The 17,371-nt window shown below is 69.9% G+C and carries 15 protein-coding genes, 1 tRNA gene and 1 pseudogene; 11 read left to right on the forward strand and 6 right to left on the reverse strand.

What is annotated here, in order from left to right; translation table 11 throughout:
* Both ACE3O1_RS09830 and ACE3O1_RS09835 read right to left on the reverse strand, forming a co-directional pair.
* Positions 1-242 (reverse strand): annotated as a pseudogene (locus ACE3O1_RS09830) (hypothetical protein); the annotation flags it as partial.
* 36 nt (positions 243-278) lie between these two features.
* Entirely contained in the window at positions 279-1,106 is an 828-nt protein-coding gene (locus ACE3O1_RS09835) for an inositol monophosphatase family protein (RefSeq protein ID WP_374314845.1), read from the reverse strand.
* A 91-nt stretch (positions 1,107-1,197) separates the two neighbouring features.
* Between ACE3O1_RS09835 and ACE3O1_RS09840 the strand changes: the two genes are divergently transcribed.
* Positions 1,198-1,273: transfer RNA gene (locus ACE3O1_RS09840), tRNA-Lys, on the forward strand.
* A 39-nt stretch (positions 1,274-1,312) separates the two neighbouring features.
* On the opposite strand, the gene ACE3O1_RS09845 is transcribed toward ACE3O1_RS09840, so the two are convergent.
* Positions 1,313-2,509 (reverse strand): NAD(P)/FAD-dependent oxidoreductase, encoded by a 1,197-nt coding sequence (locus tag ACE3O1_RS09845; protein ID WP_374314846.1) that lies wholly within the window; start codon positions 2,507-2,509, stop codon positions 1,313-1,315.
* A 245-nt stretch (positions 2,510-2,754) separates the two neighbouring features.
* Positions 2,755-3,549: an IclR family transcriptional regulator gene (locus ACE3O1_RS09850; protein WP_374314847.1), complete on the reverse strand. Its 795-nt coding sequence runs from the start codon at positions 3,547-3,549 to the stop codon at positions 2,755-2,757.
* A gap of 103 nt (positions 3,550-3,652) precedes the next feature.
* Between ACE3O1_RS09850 and ACE3O1_RS09855 the strand changes: the two genes are divergently transcribed.
* The 4 genes from ACE3O1_RS09855 (at position 3,653) to ACE3O1_RS09870 (ending at position 6,784) form a co-directional block, all read left to right on the forward strand.
* Positions 3,653-4,426, forward strand: a complete 774-nt coding sequence (locus tag ACE3O1_RS09855; RefSeq protein ID WP_374314848.1) for a CoA transferase subunit A — start codon at positions 3,653-3,655, stop codon at positions 4,424-4,426.
* Between the two features lies 1 nt (position 4,427).
* Positions 4,428-5,081, forward strand: a complete 654-nt coding sequence (locus ACE3O1_RS09860) for a CoA transferase subunit B (RefSeq protein ID WP_374314849.1) — start codon at positions 4,428-4,430, stop codon at positions 5,079-5,081.
* The gene (locus tag ACE3O1_RS09865; RefSeq protein WP_374314850.1) at positions 5,078-6,262 is read left to right on the forward strand and encodes an acetyl-CoA C-acetyltransferase; all 1,185 of its coding nucleotides are present in this window, start codon (positions 5,078-5,080) and stop codon (positions 6,260-6,262) included. The genes ACE3O1_RS09860 and ACE3O1_RS09865 overlap by 4 nt, the downstream gene beginning before the upstream one ends.
* A gap of 81 nt (positions 6,263-6,343) precedes the next feature.
* Positions 6,344-6,784 (forward strand): GNAT family N-acetyltransferase, encoded by a 441-nt coding sequence (locus ACE3O1_RS09870; RefSeq protein ID WP_374314852.1) that lies wholly within the window; start codon positions 6,344-6,346, stop codon positions 6,782-6,784.
* Here ACE3O1_RS09870 and ACE3O1_RS09875 read toward each other — a convergent pair.
* Entirely contained in the window at positions 6,781-7,044 is a 264-nt protein-coding gene (locus ACE3O1_RS09875; protein WP_374314854.1) for a hypothetical protein, read from the reverse strand. The genes ACE3O1_RS09870 and ACE3O1_RS09875 overlap by 4 nt on opposite strands.
* Before the next feature lie 137 nt (positions 7,045-7,181).
* On the opposite strand from ACE3O1_RS09875, the gene ACE3O1_RS09880 reads away from it, so the two are divergent.
* The 6 genes from ACE3O1_RS09880 (at position 7,182) to ilvC (ending at position 14,577) form a co-directional block, all read left to right on the forward strand.
* Positions 7,182-8,624, forward strand: a complete 1,443-nt coding sequence (locus tag ACE3O1_RS09880) for a trehalose-6-phosphate synthase (protein ID WP_374314855.1) — start codon at positions 7,182-7,184, stop codon at positions 8,622-8,624.
* Positions 8,621-9,412, forward strand: coding sequence for a trehalose-phosphatase (otsB, locus tag ACE3O1_RS09885; protein WP_374314856.1), 792 nt, complete (start codon positions 8,621-8,623; stop codon positions 9,410-9,412). The genes ACE3O1_RS09880 and otsB overlap by 4 nt, the downstream gene beginning before the upstream one ends.
* 9 nt (positions 9,413-9,421) lie before the next feature.
* Positions 9,422-11,128 carry a dihydroxy-acid dehydratase gene (ilvD, locus tag ACE3O1_RS09890; RefSeq protein WP_374314857.1) on the forward strand — a complete coding sequence of 569 codons (1,707 nt, stop codon included), beginning with the start codon at positions 9,422-9,424 and terminating at the stop codon, positions 11,126-11,128.
* Positions 11,129-11,172: 44 nt separating this feature from the next.
* Entirely contained in the window at positions 11,173-12,975 is a 1,803-nt protein-coding gene (locus ACE3O1_RS09895) for an acetolactate synthase large subunit (RefSeq protein ID WP_374314859.1), read from the forward strand.
* A gap of 5 nt (positions 12,976-12,980) precedes the next feature.
* A complete protein-coding gene (gene ilvN, locus ACE3O1_RS09900) occupies positions 12,981-13,490 on the forward strand; it encodes an acetolactate synthase small subunit (RefSeq protein WP_374314860.1) in 510 nt (169 codons plus the stop codon).
* Between the two features lie 61 nt (positions 13,491-13,551).
* Entirely contained in the window at positions 13,552-14,577 is a 1,026-nt protein-coding gene (gene ilvC / locus ACE3O1_RS09905; RefSeq protein ID WP_374314861.1) for a ketol-acid reductoisomerase, read from the forward strand.
* Positions 14,578-14,722: 145 nt separating this feature from the next.
* Here the strand turns inward: ilvC and ACE3O1_RS09910 are convergent.
* Positions 14,723-17,371 (reverse strand): hypothetical protein (locus tag ACE3O1_RS09910; protein WP_374314862.1); only part of this gene is annotated, 2,649 nt, incomplete at its 5' end.

Raw genomic sequence — 17,371 nt, forward strand, 5'->3', positions numbered from 1 at the left:
CCGCCCTTCTCGAAGTCGGCGACGACGTGGGGTCCGATCCGGTTCCCCCCGGGCGGCGGGGCGCCGGCGCCGCCGACAGTCGGGGTCGGCGACGGTGCGGGCGCGGTGGGGGTGGGGGTGCCGGCGGTGGTCTCGGTGGCCTGCGGTGCGGGCGGTGGGGATTCCGCGCACGCTGTCACCAGGGAGGTGACGGCCAGTGCCAGGACGATCGCGGCGCCGGTTCGGTGTCGTGGGGAAAACATCGAGCGGTCTCCGGAGGGGTTGGGGGAGGTGATGCGTCAGGGAGAGTGGAGCAGGGTGAGGTAGGCGTCGTGGAGGAGGCGGTTGGTGGCGAGGGAGGAGCGCTCCGACAGGGAGTCGGCGCCCGTATACGAGGTGAAACGGCCGCCGGCCTCGGTGACGATCGGAACGAGCGCGGCGATGTCATACTCCTTCACCCCGAATTCGGCCACGAACTCGAGGCGGCCCTCGGCGAGGAGCATGTAGGGCCACGCGTCGCCGTAGCCGCGGTCGCGCCAGACGGCGGCCGTGAGTCGTTCGAGGGCGTCGAGCTCACCGGCATCCCGCCACTGCCCGATGCTCTGGAAGCTCACGCTCGAATCGGCGACCGAGTCGACGGACGACACGGAGAGCCGGCGCGGTTCGCCCGCCGGCGTGTTCGTCCACGCGCCCAGTCCGGTGGCCGCCCACCAGCGCCGGCCGATCGCAGGCTGGCTCGCGACGCCGACGCGGGGGACGCCGTCGATCGCGAGCGCGATGAGGGTGGTCCACATCGGGATGCCCTTGAGGTAGTTCGCCGTGCCGTCGATGGGGTCGATGATCCACTGGCGCTGCGTGCTGCCCGTGATGCCGTACTCCTCGCCGAAGACGCCGTCGTCGGGACGCTCGGCCTCGAGCAGCGCCCGGATCGCCCGCTCGGTGGCGAGGTCGGCCTCGGTCACGTGGCTCGCATCGGCCTTCGTGGCGACCTCGAGATCGGGGGCGTCGAATCGGCTCATGGATGCCTCGTCCGCGGCATCCGCGAGCCTCAGAGCGAACTCCAGCTCGGCGCGCAGGTCGCCCTCGTACGGCGCATCGAAGGGCGTCGCGGCGGAGGGGGAGGTCACGTGATCAGGATATCCGGCCGGGGGCGTCTCGATTTCCGGTGACGCAATCGTGATGGTAACGTTGACGCTCGGTTCGCCTCGTGCGGATCACGCACCTCTAGCTCAATCGGCAGAGCAACTGACTCTTAATCAGTGGGTTCAGGGTTCAAGTCCCTGGGGGTGCACCATCGACAGAAGCGGTCCCGATCGGGGCCGCTTTCGTCGTCTCAGACGCGGCCCGTGAGGATCAGGTTCCAGTACACCCACGGCAGGACGTGTCGATCGAAGATCCACGACAGGCGGCTCTCGCGGTACATCGTCTTCCAGAACGGGATCGTCGGCGCGAGGTCGCCCTTGTCGTCGAACTCCGCCCACACCACCGTCGAGCGCGACACCGTGAACGGGCAGACCGCATAGCCGTCGTACGACCACCGCGGATCCTTGCCGCGCAGCACCGCGGCGAGGTTCTTGGCGAGCACGTAGGTCTGCTTGCGCAGCGAACCGCCGCACTTCGAGTTCGTCGTGGCCGCGGCATCCCCCAGCGCCCATACGTTCGGGAAGCGCGGGCTGCGGAGGGTCCGGGGATCTACAGCGACGAAGCCGCCGTCGTCGGCGGCGAGCGCGGAGCCCTTGAGCCAGTCCGGTGCCGACTGCGGCGGGACGGCGTTGAGCACGTCGTACGACACGCGCTCGGTGCCCTCGCTGTTGCCGATCACGACTTCTCTCGCAGCGCCGTCCACCTCGAGCAGCTCGCTGTTCGTGCGCAGCTCGATGCCGTATTCGGCGATGACGCGCTCGAGCTCGCCCGCGATCGCGGGAACCCCGAACGGACGGTCGCCGTGAACGACCATGATCACGCGGATGTCGTCCAGCACGCCGATCGCCCGCCAGTACGCGCACGCCTGGTACATCGGCTTCTGCGCGGCGCCCGCACACGAGGCGGGATCGTCCGGCTGGGTGAAGACCACGGTGCCGCGGCGTACATCGCGCAGCAGCAGGGATGCCTTCTCCGCCAGATCGAACCGGTAATGGGATGCCACGGCCGGCGTCTTGATGGCCCGTGCAAGTCCGGGGATCCGGTCCCAGTCGAGCTGGATGCCCGGGCAGACGACGAGGTGGTCGTAGGTGATCCGTCGAAGGCTCGCCAGTTCGACACTGCTGGCCTCGGGATCGACGCGGACGACGGAGTCCTGAATCCACTCCACGCCGGGAGGGATGACGCCCCGCTGCGGCCGGACGGTGATGCCCGCGCGCGCGGTTCCGCCCGCGACGTGCGAGAAGAGCGGCTTGTAGACGTGCTCCACGCGCGGCTCGATCAGCGCGATGTCGCCGACCCCCTGGCGCCGCAGCCGGGCGGCCACCGAGACGCCGCCATTCCCGCCGCCGATGACCAGGACGCGATGGTGTGTACTGCTGTCGGGCATGACCGGACCTCCTCCGGATCGAGAAGTCCACGGTAGGTCGCAGGCCCCGTGAACCGAGAGGGGTTGCGGGTCCGGGGTCGGGCGACTAGGGCACTCGGCGGGTCACTCGGGCGGGCGCGGCATCCGCGGTGAGCACCGCGCACGGCGCATAACTCCTGCACTTCGGGCCTCCGGACGTCCCACAGGGGCCGAATGGAGCCTAGACGGCGCAAACTGCAGGAGTTATGCGCCCTGAGGAGGGGCGGTCAGCGGGTCGCGGCGATGCGGGTGGTGAGCTGGTGCGCGTGGGCGAGCAGCGTGCGGCCGAGTTCGGGGAGGCGTTCGGGTCCGAACCGGAACTCGACGCCGGTGAGGCTGAGAGCCCATTGCGGATGCCCCTCGCGCGTGAACACCGCCGCGCCGAGACCGTAGGACCCCTCGACGATGAGGCCGGGATTGATCGCGTACCCGCGCTCGTGCGTCTCGCGCAGTCGGGCGCGTAGCCGCTGCTCGCCGTGCGATGCACCCCACTCGCGCGCCAGAGCGGGATGCCGCTCGAAGTACGCGTCCACATCGTGGGACGGGAGGAACGAGAGGATCGCCAACCCTGCCGACGCGACGCCGAGCGGGAAGCGCACGCCCTCCGACAGCACGAACGACCGGATCGGGAAGCTCCCCTCCTCGCGCAGCAGGCACACGGTCTCATCCCCGCGCCGCACCGAGAGGAACGCGCTCTCCTCCGTGCGGACCGCGAGGGAGCGCACGGTGTCGCGCGCGATGCCGGTGATGTCGTAGCGGGATGCCGCGACCGTGCCCATCAGATAGAGCTCGGGTCCCGGCATCCACAGGCCGGTGCGGTCGTCCTGGTCGACGAGTCCCTCATGGCGCAGGGCCGTCAGCAGCCGGTGGGTCGTCGGACGCGTGAGGTCTGCCCGCCGTGCGAGCTCGGCGACCGGCATCCCGTCGTTCCCCGCCGAGGTGACCAGACGCAGCAGCTGCGCGGCCCGCGCAACGGACTGCGCACCCGGCACGCTGCGACGCGCGTTCCTGGAGTCGTCCACGATGTGGACACTACGCGCGCCCGCCTCCACATGGCAAACGCCCGCGTGCGGCATCCCAGCGACAGGCGCAGGATGGAGGCATCCGGCAACGAAGGAGTGGCACGTGATCGACAAGACGTGGGGGTCCGCCGCCGAAGCGGTCGCCGACATCCCGGACGGCGCATCGCTCGCCGTCGGCGGGTTCGGCCTCTCGGGCAACCCCAGCGCGCTCATCGAGGCTCTGCTCGCCCAGGGGACGAGCGACCTGAGCATCGTCAGCAACAACTGCGGCGTGGATGACTGGGGACTCGGCATCCTGCTGAACGCCAAGCGCATCCGAAAGATGACGTCGTCGTACGTGGGCGAGAACAAGGAGTTCGAGCGGCAGTTCCTGTCGGGCGAGCTCGAGCTCGAGCTCACGCCGCAGGGCACGCTCGCCGAGAAGCTGCGCGCCGGGGGCTCGGGGATCGCCGCGTTCTACACGCAGACCGGGGTCGGCACGCAGGTCGCTGAGGGCGGTCTTCCGCGCCGCTACGACGGGGCAGGCGGCATCGCCGTGGCCTCGCCGGTGAAGGATGTGCGCACCTTCGCCGTCGCGGGCGCGGAGCGCGAGTACGTGCTCGAAGAGGCGATCGTCACCGACTTCGCGCTGCTCCACGCGCTCAAGGGCGACCGGCACGGCAACCTGATCTTCAACAAGTCGGCCCGCAACTTCAACCCGCTCGCTGCGATGGCCGGCCGTGTGTGCATCGCGCAGGTCGAGGAGCTCGTCGAGCCCGGCGAGCTCGACCCCGATTGCGTCCATCTGCCCGGCGTCTACGTGCACCGCATCGTCGAGGTCGGATCGGGCATCGAGAAGCGCATCGAACGGCGCACCGTGCGAGAGGCAGGCGACTGAGATGGCGCTCACCCGCAACGAGATGGCGGCCCGAGCCGCCCGCGAGCTTCCGGACGGCGCGTACGTGAACCTCGGCATCGGCCTGCCCACCCTGGTGCCCAACTTCGTTCCCGAGGGCGTCACCGTCGTGCTGCAGTCCGAGAACGGCATCCTGGGCGTCGGCCCGTATCCTCTCGAGGAGCACGTCGACCCCGATCTCATCAACGCCGGCAAAGAGACGGTGACCACTCTCCCCGGTGCCGCGTTCTTCGACTCGGCGATGAGCTTCGGGATGATCCGCGGGGGCAAGATCGATGCGGCCATCCTCGGCGCCATGCAGGTCTCGGCGTCGGGCGACCTCGCGAACTGGATGATCCCGGGGAAGATGGTCAAGGGCCCGGGCGGCGCCATGGACCTCGTGCACGGAGCCGCGAAGGTGATCGTGCTGATGGAGCACGTCGCCAAAGACGGCTCGCCCAAGATCGTCCACGACTGCAGCCTGCCGCTCACGGGCAGGGGAGTGGTCGACCGCATCATCACCGACCTCGCCGTCATCGATGTGACCCCCGACGGCCTCGTGCTCGTCGAGGTCGCCCCCGGCGCCACGATCGACGAGGTCATCGCCGCGACCGAGCCACCGCTCGCCGTCGCCCCCGGACTCGAGGAGAAATCATGAACCACGAAGACGTCGTCATCGTCGCCGCAGCCCGCACCCCGCAGGGCCGCCTGAAGGGGCAGCTCGCGCCGCTCACGGCGGTGCAGCTCGGCAGCGCCGCGATCCGCGGCGCGCTCGCTCAGGGCGGCATTCCCGCCGAGGCGGTGGACGCCGTGCTCGTCGGGCAGGTGCTCGCCGCCGGCGCGGGGCAGAACCCGGCCCGCCAGGCGGCCGTCGGCGCCGGCATCGGCTGGGACGTGCACGCGGGCTCGGTGAACAAGGTGTGCCTCTCGGGGCTCACCGCCATCATCGACGGCGCCCGCATGCTCGCCGTCGGCGATGCCTCGGTCGTGGTCGCGGCGGGCATGGAGTCGATGACCCGCGCCCCGCACCTGCTGATGGGCTCGCGCGACGGCTGGACCTACGGCTCCATCGAGGTCCTCGACCACATGGCGTACGACGGACTCACCGACGCGTACGACCGCGAGAGCATGGGCGCCTCGACCGAGCGCCACAACGGCCGTCTCGAGGTCACGCGGGAAGCGCAGGACGCGGTCGCGGCCCGGTCGCACCAACGCGCCGCCCAGGCTCAGTCCGAGGGCCTCTTCGACGCCGAGATCGTGCCGGTCGAGATCCCGCAGCGCAAGGGCGAGCCGGTCGTCGTCACGCGCGACGAGGGAGTTCGTCCCGAAACCACCGTCGAGACCCTCTCCCGCTTGCGTCCCGCCTTCGCCGAGGGCGGCTCGATCACGGCGGGCAATTCCTCCCAGATCTCCGACGGCGCCTCCGCGGTCGTGCTCACGCGCCGCTCGCACGCCGATGAGAACGGCTGGCCCGTACTGGCCGTCGTCGGCGCCTCGGGCCAGGTCGCCGGTCCCGACAACTCGCTCCACTCCCAGCCCGCACGGGCGATCGAGAAGGCGCTCGCCAAGCAGGGCATCGCCGCATCGGATCTCGACCTCGTCGAGATCAACGAGGCCTTCGGCGCCGTGGTGGCGCGGTCGCAGGCCGAGCTCGGGCTCTCCGACGAGATCGTCAACCCGCACGGCGGCGGTATCGCGATCGGCCACCCGATCGGGGCGTCCGGCAATCGACTGGTGGTGCACGCGGTGCATGAGCTCGTCCGCCGTGGCGGCGGCACGGCCGCTGTCGCGCTGTGCGGCGGCGGCGGGCAGGGCGACGCGCTCATCCTGACGCGCTGAAACGCGGCATCCGCTCCGTCCTCACCGCTGCGGTGCGCGCGCCGCACCGCAGCGGTGGGCGGGACGGGATACCGTCGCGGCATGAGCTCCATCACTCCGATCACGGCGGACGACCGACCGGCCTGGGAGGCGCTGTGGCAGGCGTACCTCACGTTCTACGAGGCGGAGGTGCCCGCCGACGTCACCGAGTCGACCTTCCAGCGGATCGTGGCCGACGAGCACCTCCACGGGGCGTTCGCGCGGGATGCCGAGGGCCGGCCGATCGGGCTGGTCCACTGGCTCACCCACCCGGGCACCTGGACGAGCAAGGTCGTCTGCTACCTCGAGGACCTGTACGTCGACCCCGACGCCCGCGGCGAAGGAGCGGGGACCGCCCTCATCGAGCACGTGCGCGACTGGGCGCGCCTCTTCGGCGCCACCAGCGTGTACTGGCATACGAAGGAGGACAACGCGACGGCGCGGTCGCTGTACGACAAGGTCGCGACCTCGACCGGCTTCGTGCACTACGAGATCGAGCTCTAGGCCCGCGTTCGCCGCGCGCGCTCCTTCATGAGCTTCTTCTCCTGCCCGTGCACGGGGGAGTCGGGGTCGATCGTGTGCCCCGTCGACGCGCGGCGGATGTCGACGACCGCGCCGATGACGAGGGCCACCGAGATCGCCCAGCTGATCCAGCCGAGAGCGCTGCGCCACGTGAAGGGGGCGTCCTCGCGCATCCCGCGCAGCAGCGTGAGCCCTCCGGTGATGGCGGTCAGCAGGCCGGTGCCGAAGAGGTACTTTCTCATGCGCCCACGCTAGCGCGCGGCATCCGTCACCGTCTTCCCTTGACAGCGATGACCCGGGGAGTCAAGCGGCATGGGCGCGGGCGCGGACCGCGATAGCCTGAGGATGCCTCGTCCCCCCGCCACCGTCAGGAGCCCGAGTGACCAAGGCAGAGCTTGTCGTCGTCGCCAACCGACTTCCCGTCGACCGTGTGGTCGACGGTTCCGGCGAACCCTCCTGGCGGCGTTCGCCCGGAGGGCTCGTGACGGCGCTCGAGCCCGTGATGCGTCGCGCCGACGGCGCCTGGGTGGGTTGGCCCGGTCAGCCCGACATCGACGTGGAGCCGTTCGAGTTCGAGGGCGCCTACCTCGTGCCGGTGTCGCTGAGCTCTGACGACGTCGAGAACTACTACGAGGGCATGTCGAACGACACGTTCTGGCCGCTGTACCACGACGTCATCGCCGAGCCGCGATACCGCCGCGTGTGGTGGGACTCCTACGTGCGGGTCAACAGGCGCTTCGCCGAGGCGGCGGCCGACGCGGCCGCCGAAGGCGCCGAGGTGTGGGTGCAGGACTACCAGCTCCAGCTCGTCCCGCGCATGCTGCGCGAGATGCGACCCGACCTCACGATCGGCTACTTCCACCACATTCCCTTCCCGGCATACGGCCTGTACTCGCAGCTGCCCTGGCGCCGCCAGGTGCTCGACGGGCTCCTCGGGGCCGACGTGATCGGCTTCCAGCGCGTGGCGGATGCCGGCAACTTCGCGCGCGCGGTCCGGCGCGTGCTGCGGTTCCCGACGAAGGCGTCCGGGATCACCGTCCCCGAGGCGGACGGTGCCACGCGCAACGCCCTCGCGAAGGCGTTCCCGATCTCGATCGACGCCGCCTCGTACGTCGAGCTCGCCCAGCGCCCCGACATCCGGGCGCGCGCCGCCGAGATCCGCGCCGAGCTCGGCAATCCCCGGAAGATCCTGCTGGGCGTGGACCGCCTCGACTACACCAAGGGCATCCGCCACCGGCTGAAGGCGTTCGGCGAGCTTCTCGAGGACGGCCGCGTCTCGGTCGACGACGTCACGCTCGTGCAGGTCGCCAGCCCGAGCCGCGAGCGCGTCGAGGCCTACGTGCAGCTGCGCGACGAGATCGAGCTCACCGTCGGCCGCATCAACGGCGACTACGACACGATGGGCCACACCGCCATCCGCTACCTGCACCAGGCGTACCCGCGCGAGGAGATGGTCGCCCTCTTCCTCGCCGCCGACGTCATGCTGGTGACGGCGCTCCGCGACGGCATGAACCTCGTCGCGAAGGAGTACGTCGCCTCTCGCGTCGACAACCGCGGCGTGCTCGTGCTGAGCGAGTTCGCCGGCGCCGCCGACGAGCTGCCGAGCGCCGTGCGCATCAACCCCCACGACATCGACGGCATGAAGGACGCGATCATGCGGGCGATCGACATGCCCGCCGCCGAGCAGGGCCGCCGCATGCGGGCGCTGCGCAAACGCGTCATCGAGCACGACGTCGCCCGGTGGTCCCGCTCGTTCCTCGCGGCCCTCGACGACGCCAAGTCCGTCAAACGCCGCGCCGACGCGCGAAGGGCCAGCGCATGAGCTCGACGGCAGACGGCATCAGCGTCGCGGTCGCGCGGGTCGCGGCATCCGATCGCCTCCTCGTGGCGCTCGACTTCGACGGCACGCTGGCGCCGCTCGAAGACGAGCCGATGGATGCCCGCATGCTTCCCGCCGCGCGAGCGGCCGTGGATGCCGTCGTGGCCGCCCCGGACACGCTGGTCGCACTGGTGTCCGGACGCAGCCTCTCGGACCTGCGGATCATCGCCGAGCACGGGGACGACTCGCCGCTGCTGCTGGCCGGATCGCACGGCGCCGAGTTCTGGATCCCGGGGGAGGGCGCGCTGACCCACGCCGACGATCCGGGCGACGCTGCCCTCCGCGACGAGCTGCGCGCGCACGCCGAGCAGGCGACGGCCGACCTCGCCGGAGTCTGGATCGAGCCCAAGCGCTTCGGCTTCGGCGTGCACACCCGCAAGTCGACGCCCGCCGACGCCGCGGAGGCGAACCGCCTCGTCGACGCGCTCGTCGCGTCCGAGGCGCCGCATTGGCGCCGCCGCACCGGGCACAACATCGTCGAGTACGCCTTCCGCCACGAGGGCAAGGACTCCGCGATCGCGGAGCTGCGAGAGCGGACGGATGCCTCGGCCGTGGTCTTCGCGGGCGACGACATCACCGATGAGGATGCGCTCAAGAGTCTCGGCGACGCGGACCTCGGCGTGCACGTGGGGAGCCGCCCGACAGCGGCCACGATCTGCGTGCCCGACATCCCGGCGATGGCGGACCTCCTCGCCGTCATCGCGGCCGAGCGGTCACGCGCGCGGGAATAGACTTCCCCCATGCCCCAGCCTGACAACTCCATCGACATCAAGCCCCGCAGCCGGGTGGTCACCGACGGCATCGAAGCGACGACGTCGCGCGGAATGCTCCGCGCTGTCGGAATGGGCGACGAGGACTGGGACAAGCCGCAGATCGGCATCGCGTCGAGCTGGAACGAGATCACGCCCTGCAACCTGAGCCTCGACCGGCTCGCGCAGGGCGCGAAGGAGGGTGTGCACGCCGGAGGCGGCTACCCGCTGCAGTTCGGCACGATCTCGGTCTCGGACGGCATCTCGATGGGCCATGAGGGGATGCACTTCTCGCTCGTGTCGCGCGAGGTCATCGCGGACTCGGTCGAGACGGTCATCATGGCCGAGCGCCTCGACGGCTCGGTGCTGCTCGCGGGGTGCGACAAGTCGATCCCGGGCATGCTGATGGCGTCTGCGCGTCTCGACCTGTCGAGCGTCTTCCTCTATGCCGGCTCGATCGCGCCCGGCTGGGTGAAGCTCTCGGACGGCACCGAGAAGGACGTCACGATCATCGACTCGTTCGAGGCCGTCGGCGCGTGCCTCGCCGGCAAGATGAGCGAGGCAGACCTCAAGCGCATCGAATGCGCGATCGCGCCCGGCGAGGGCGCATGCGGCGGAATGTACACGGCCAACACGATGGCCTCTGTCGCCGAGGCGCTCGGCCTCAGCCTCCCGGGCTCCGCCGCGCCGCCGTCGGCCGACCGCCGCCGCGACTACTTCGCCCACCGCTCGGGCGAGGCCGTGGTGAACCTGCTCCGTCAGGGGATCACGACCCGCGACATCCTCACCAAGGAGGCGTTCGAGAACGCGATCGCCCTGGCGATGGCGCTCGGCGGCTCGACCAATGTGGTGCTCCACCTCCTCGCGATCGCGCGCGAGGCCGACGTCGAGCTGAGCCTGCACGACTTCAACCGCATCGGCGACAAGGTGCCGCACGTGGCCGACATGAAGCCGTTCGGCAAGTACGTCATGAACGACGTCGACCGCCACGGCGGCATCCCGGTCATCATGAAGGCGATGCTCGACGAGGGACTGCTGCACGGCGACGCGCTCACCGTGACCGGCAAGACGCTCGCCGAGAACCTGGCCGACCTCGACCCCGACCCGGTCGACGGCACGGTCATCCACACGTTCGACGACCCGATCCACGCCAAGGGCGGGATCACGATCCTGCACGGCTCGATCGCCCCCGAGGGTGCGGTGGTGAAGTCCGCGGGCTTCGACGCCGATGTGTTCGAGGGCCCTGCCCGCGTGTTCGAGCGCGAGCGTGCCGCGATGGACGCGCTCGAGGCCGGTGAGATCGTCGCGGGCGACGTCGTCGTCATCCGCTACGAGGGACCCAAGGGCGGCCCGGGCATGCGCGAGATGCTCGCCATCACCGCCGCCATCAAGGGCGCTGGGCTCGGAAAAGATGTACTACTCTTGACGGACGGACGATTCTCAGGCGGCACAACCGGCCTGTGCATCGGCCACATAGCACCCGAAGCGGTGGACGCTGGTCCCATCGCCTTCGTGCGCGATGGTGATCTGATACGGGTCGATATCGCGGCTCGCACTCTCGACCTACTCGTCGACGATGCAGAGCTCGACTCCCGCCGCTCTGGCTGGGAGCCTCTTCCTCCGCGCTATACCCGTGGCGTCCTTGCCAAGTACTCCCGTCTCGTGCGCTCTGCAGCAGAGGGCGCCACGACGGGCTGAGCTCGGCTTCCGACACTTCATCCGACTGATCGAGGATCATCACCATGCCCGCCGAAACCGCTGCGGCCGTTCCCAGGCCACCCGCTCGCACCGCCACCGCGCCCGTGCTCACGGGCGCTCAGGCGGTCGTCCGCTCGCTCGAGCTGCTCGGCGTCACAGACGTCTTCGGGCTGCCGGGCGGCGCCATCCTCCCCGTGTACGACCCGCTCATGGACTCGAGCGACCTGCGCCACATCCTCGTCCGCCACGAGCAGGGCGCCGGCCACGCCGCCGAGGGCTACGCGGCCGCGTCCAACAAGATCGGCGTCGCCATCGCGACGTCCGGACCCGGTGCGACCAACCTCGTGACGGCGATCGCCGACGCCTACATGGACTCCGTGCCGATCGTCTGCATCACGGGCCAGGTCTTCTCGAACCTGATGGGGACGGATGCCTTCCAGGAGGCAGACATCGTGGGCATCACGATGCCGATCACGAAGCACTCGTTCCTCGTGAAGGACGCCTCCGAGATCCCCGGCGCGATCGCCGCCGCGTTCGAGATCGCCGGCACCGGCCGTCCCGGTCCGGTGCTCGTGGACATCACGAAGGACGCGCAGCAGGCCGAGGCGCCGTTCGTGTGGCCGCCGAAGATCGATCTGCCCGGCTACCGTCCCGTGACGAAGGCCCACGGCAAGCAGATTCAGGCGGCCGCGCAACTGATCGCCGAGGCGAAGAAGCCGGTGCTCTACGTCGGCGGAGGCGTGATCCGCGCGAAGGCGTCGGAGGAGCTGCTCGCCCTCGCCGAGTCCACCGGCGCGCCGGTCGTGACCACGCTCATGGCGCGCGGCGCGTTCCCGGACTCGCACGCGCAGCACCTGGGGATGCCCGGCATGCACGGCACGGTGCCCGCCGTGCTCGCGCTGCAGGAGGCCGACCTCCTCGTCTCGCTCGGAGCCCGCTTCGACGATCGCGTCACCGGCAAGGCAGCCCTCTTCGCGCCCAACGCGCAGGTCGTGCACGTCGACATCGACCCCGCCGAGATCTCGAAGATCCGCACCGCCGACGTGCCGATCGTGGGCGACCTCAAGGACGTTCTCGTCGATCTCGAGGTGGCCTTCCGGCAGGCATCCGCTGTTTCGCAGCCCGACACCGCCGAGTGGTGGTCGTTCCTCGACGGTCTGCGCGACGAGTTCCCCCTCGGCTACACGCAGCCGTCCGACGGCCTGATGTCGCCGCAGTATGTGATCCAGCGCATCGGCGAGCTCACGGGGCCCGAGGGCATCTATGCTGCCGGCGTCGGCCAGCACCAGATGTGGGCCGCGCAGTTCATCAAGTACGAGCGCCCGAACGCGTGGCTGAACTCCGGCGGTGCGGGCACGATGGGCTACTCGGTGCCGGCGGCGATGGGTGCGAAGGTCGCCCAGCCGGATCGCCACGTGTGGGCGATCGACGGTGACGGATGCTTCCAGATGACCAATCAGGAACTCGCCACCTGTGCGATCAACAACATCCCGATCAAGGTCGCGATCATCAACAACTCGTCTCTGGGCATGGTGCGCCAGTGGCAGACCCTCTTCTACGACGGCCGCTACTCGCACACCGACCTCAACACCGGACACGACACCATCCGGATCCCCGACTTCGTCAAGCTGGCCGAGGCGTACGGCTGCCTCGCGATCCGCGTGGAGAAGGAGGAGGACGTGGATGCCGCGATCAAGACGGCGCTCGAGACCAACGACCGGCCGGTCGTCATCGATTTCGTGGTGAGCGCCGACGCGATGGTGTGGCCGATGGTGCCGCAGGGCGTCAGCAACAGCTACGTCCAGTACGCGCGCGACCACGCGCCCGCCTTCGAGCAGGAGGACTGAGCGCCATGACCACTCACGTGCTGAGCCTCCTCGTCGAGGACAAGCCGGGTCTGCTGACCCGTGTCGCCGGGCTCTTCGCCCGTCGCGGCTTCAACATCGAGTCGCTCGCGGTGGGCGTGACCGAGGTCCCCGGCCTCTCGCGCATCACCGTCGTCGTCGACGTCGACGAGCTTCCGCTCGAGCAGGTGACCAAGCAGCTGAACAAGCTCGTGAACGTCATCAAGATCGTCGAGCTCGACCCCACGGCATCCGTGCAGCGCGAGCACATGCTGATCAAGGTGCGCGCCGACAACCAGACGCGCTCCAACGTGCTGGAGGTCGTCAACCTCTTCCGCGCGTCCATCGTCGACTACGCCACCGACGCGCTCGTTGTGGAGGTCACCGGCGACAAGGGCAAGGTCGAGGCCTTCCTGCGAGCGCTGGAGCCCTTCGGCATCAAGGAGCTCGCCCAGTCCGGCCTCCTGGCCATCGGGCGCGGCGGCAAGAGCATCACCGAGCGCGTCCTGCGCGGCTGACCCCTCGACTCGCTTCGCTCGCTCAGGGCGGGCCACCACCAATCAAGGAGATACACACACCATGGCTGAACTCTTCTACGACGACGACGCCGACCTGTCGCTCATCCAGGGCAAGACGGTCGCGATCGTCGGCTACGGCTCCCAGGGCCACGCGCACGCGCAGAACCTGCGCGACTCGGGCGTCGAGGTCGTCATCGCCCTCAAGGAGGGCTCGAAGTCGACCCAGAAGGCCGAGGAGGAGGGCTTCGAGGTCAAGACCGTCGCCGACGCGGCCGAATGGGCCGACGTCATCATGATCCTCGCGCCGGACCAGCACCAGCGCGGCATCTACAACGACGAGATCAAGCCGCACCTCAAGCCCGGCAAGACCCTCGCCTTCGCGCACGGCTTCAACATCCGCTTCGGCTACATCCAGGCGCCCGAGGGCGTCGACGTGATCCTCGTCGCCCCGAAGGCCCCCGGTCACACGGTGCGCCGCGAGTACGTCGCCGGACGCGGCATCCCGGACATCATCGCCGTGGAGCAGGACTCCTCGGGCACCGCGTGGGACCTCGCGAAGTCGTACGCCAAGGCGATCGGCGGCACTCGCGCCGGCGTCATCAAGACGACGTTCACCGAGGAGACCGAGACCGACCTCTTCGGCGAGCAGGCCGTGCTCTGCGGCGGCGTGTCGCAGCTCGTCCAGTACGGCTTCGAGACGCTGACCGAGGCGGGCTACCAGCCGCAGATCGCCTACTTCGAGGTTCTGCACGAGCTGAAGCTCATCGTCGACCTCATGTGGGAGGGCGGCATCGCCAAGCAGCGCTGGTCGGTGTCGGACACCGCCGAGTACGGCGACTACGTCTCGGGCCCGCGCGTCATCGACCCGCACGTCAAGGAGAACATGCAGGCGGTGCTCGCCGACATCCAGTCCGGCGCGTTCGCCGAGCGGTTCATCGCCGACCAGGACGCCGGCGCGCCCGAGTTCTACGCGCTCCGCGAGAAGGGTGCCCAGCACCCGATCGAGGAGGTCGGCCGCGACCTGCGCGGCCTGTTCGCCTGGAAGCAGCAGGACGCCGACTACACCGAGGGCAGCGCCGCGCGCTGACCGAATCTTCGAGGGCTCGCGTCGACTCCTGATCGGAGCGCGCGGGCCCTCGATCCGGTGCACGGGGGAGCATCCTCCATCCGGCACGCCCTGGGCCGCCCCCTACGAAGGGGCGGCCCTTTCTCAGCTCGCGCCGGTGGGAGCTTCAGGGTGCGGTCAGCAGGGCGCAGGTCTGCTGGTGCGGCTCGCCGGGGAAGTAGGTCGACCACTCGCTGGCGGTGAACTCGCGCGCGGCGAGTCGGCACGCGGCTGCTGCCTGTGCTTCCGGGTCGAGGTCCCACACCGCGATGCCGTCCGGCGACGCCGTCGTGATCAGACGCTGCCCGTCCGCCGTGAGGTATCCGCCGTGAGCCGCCAGTCCGTCGGTGTCGATCGGATCGCCGAGCACGACGTTGCTCGCGAGGTCATAGAGGGTCAGAGAGTTGGACTGACCGACGTTGAGCATCGTCCGGTGGTCGAGGCTCGCCATCACCAGCCGGCTTCCGCCCGCAGATCTGCTGACGTTGCCTCGGGGTTCGAGGGTGGAGAGCTCCACCCGTTCGGCCACCTCGGTCCCCACGGCGATCAGCTCGTCCGGGCCGACGATCAGCGTCTGGTCGCGGTCGGGCAGTCCACGCACGATCTCCTCTCCCGTCTGCAGATCGAACACGGATGTCTGGGTGCGGTTGTCGGAGAGATCGAGCCAGGTCAGGGCGACACGCCTCCCGTCCGCCGCCTCGGAGGCCGACTGCAGCGCGACCTGCTGCCCCGTATTCAGGATCATCTCGGCGCCCTCCTGGCGGCCGGTCGTGGGATCGACGGCGATGACGACCCCGTCGAGCTGGGCGAATACGTGGGGCCCCCAGTCGCCGGTGACCAGCTGCGAATCCATGAGGGAGAAGCCAGGAACGTCGTAGTCGTGCCGTTCACCGGTGGTGAGATTCTCAAGGTGCAGGCCGGTGTCGGCGTTGTACACCTCGAGGATGCCTCCGCCCAGGAGCGTCATTCCGTCAACCGGCGCGCCCACGGGGGAGTCAGTGGTGAGGTTCCACAGCAGTGAGGGGCCCGGATCGTCCGGGTCCACCCCGCTGGGGACGGTCACGACCCGCTCGCCGCCCTCATCCGGGCTGCCGAACATCTGCCGGCCCTGCGCGAGCACGCGCGTGGCCGGTCCTGCGCCCGCGATGCTCCAGCGCATCCACAGAGCGTCCCACGCGGCGGCCACCAGCAGCGTGTGGTCATCGATCACGTCGAGCTCGGCCGCCGTGTCGAGCTGTGTCTCCAGGACGCGGCCCGTCGGAACACCCGTCGTGCGGTCGAGCTCGACGACGGCACCCCAGGTGGAGCATGCCACCGTGCCGATCGGCGTCAGAGCGAGGAAGATGCACTGCTCGGCGGGTCTGGTCAGCCGGGTCCACGCGACGGTGCCGTCGCGCAGGTCGATGCGCGCACTGCCGTCCCGGCCGCTGGTCAGCAGCCCGCCGTCGCCGTCGAGGACGATCGCCTCGCTGGCGAGGTTCGCACCGAGCGACACGGATTGGAGCGGCGCGAGCGATCGTCGATCGAAGACCTGCAGGCGATCGCCGGTGCCTGTGGCGACTCGCTTCTCGTCGATGACGACCACGGAGTTGTAGATCCCGCCCTCGCCGGTGAAGTCCTCCAGGGCGCCCGGACCCGACACGCGGACCGCCCCGTTGCGCGTATCGACGGCGACGAGGTCGCCGGTGATCGGATGGGCGATGTAGGCCACGTCTCCGGTCTCGCCCAGGTCGATGATCGTGCTCGTGCGCATCCGCAGCAGCTGGCTTCCGGGGAGGGCTGCTCCGGTCTCAAGGTCGAGGAAGGCGACATGGTTCCAGCAGCAGGTGTTCGGGTCCGAGGCGTCGACGAGTCGCCCGGTCTGGATCACCGCGACGCCGCCGTCCCGGCTGACCTCGACATTGCGCAGGAACTGGGGGTCCAGCTGAGGCAGTTCCACCTCGAGGGTGCGCACGACGTCCCCGTCGGAGACATTGACGATGTCGACGCGGGATTCACCTGCCCGCTGCGGGGAATCTTCGTCGGGTAGCGAATCGGTCACCCGCAGCGCGGTGACGGTGCCCGGAATCATCGCAAGCGTGGAGTAGCGGCCGTCGGCGCGATGGATGTCGATCAATCCACCCGCTCCGGTCATCGTCCCCATGAGAGCGGAGCGAACACGGCCGTCGTCCGGCCATCGGCGGAAGGCCTCCGCGGCGAGCAGTGCCCCCACCTCGCGGTCGGTGGCTCGCAGGCCGAGCGCCGTTGCGACGAGCGCCTCGATCCGCGCATTCTCGGCCGAGAGCGCCGACTCCTGGCCGCGGACGACTGCGACGCCCCCCGCGACGAGAGCCACGACCAGGAGGAGCGCCGAGCCCGCGAGCGCGGTGCGCAGCGTCCGGTTCCGGCGGCGCTCACGCGCTGCGCGTGCGGCGAGTTCGCGCACCTCGACGCTCTCTCGATCCTGGCACGCGTCGAGGAACTCGACTTCGGTGGGAGTGAGATCCGGACGTGCGCGCTCGCGCCATTCAACAGCGCTGTGCAGTCGTGAGCCGCGAAGCAGGTCGTCCTCGGATCGTCCGCCGGCGTCCCAGGCGACGGCCGCGCTCTCGATCGCGAGGAAGACACGCGCACCGTCGGCGTCCTCTTCCAGCCACGCGTCGAGGCGCGGCCACGCCGTGGCGACCGCCTCATGCGCGACGGTCACCGCGTCGTCATCCACGGCGATGAGCCGAGCCGCCGTGAGCGCTTCGATCACGCGCCGGCGATCGGGGTCCGAGAGGAGCGGCGCGAGAGG

This window comes from Microbacterium sp. (genome assembly GCF_041909575.1).
In the GTDB taxonomy this organism is placed as follows: Bacteria; Actinomycetota; Actinomycetes; order Actinomycetales; family Microbacteriaceae; genus Microbacterium.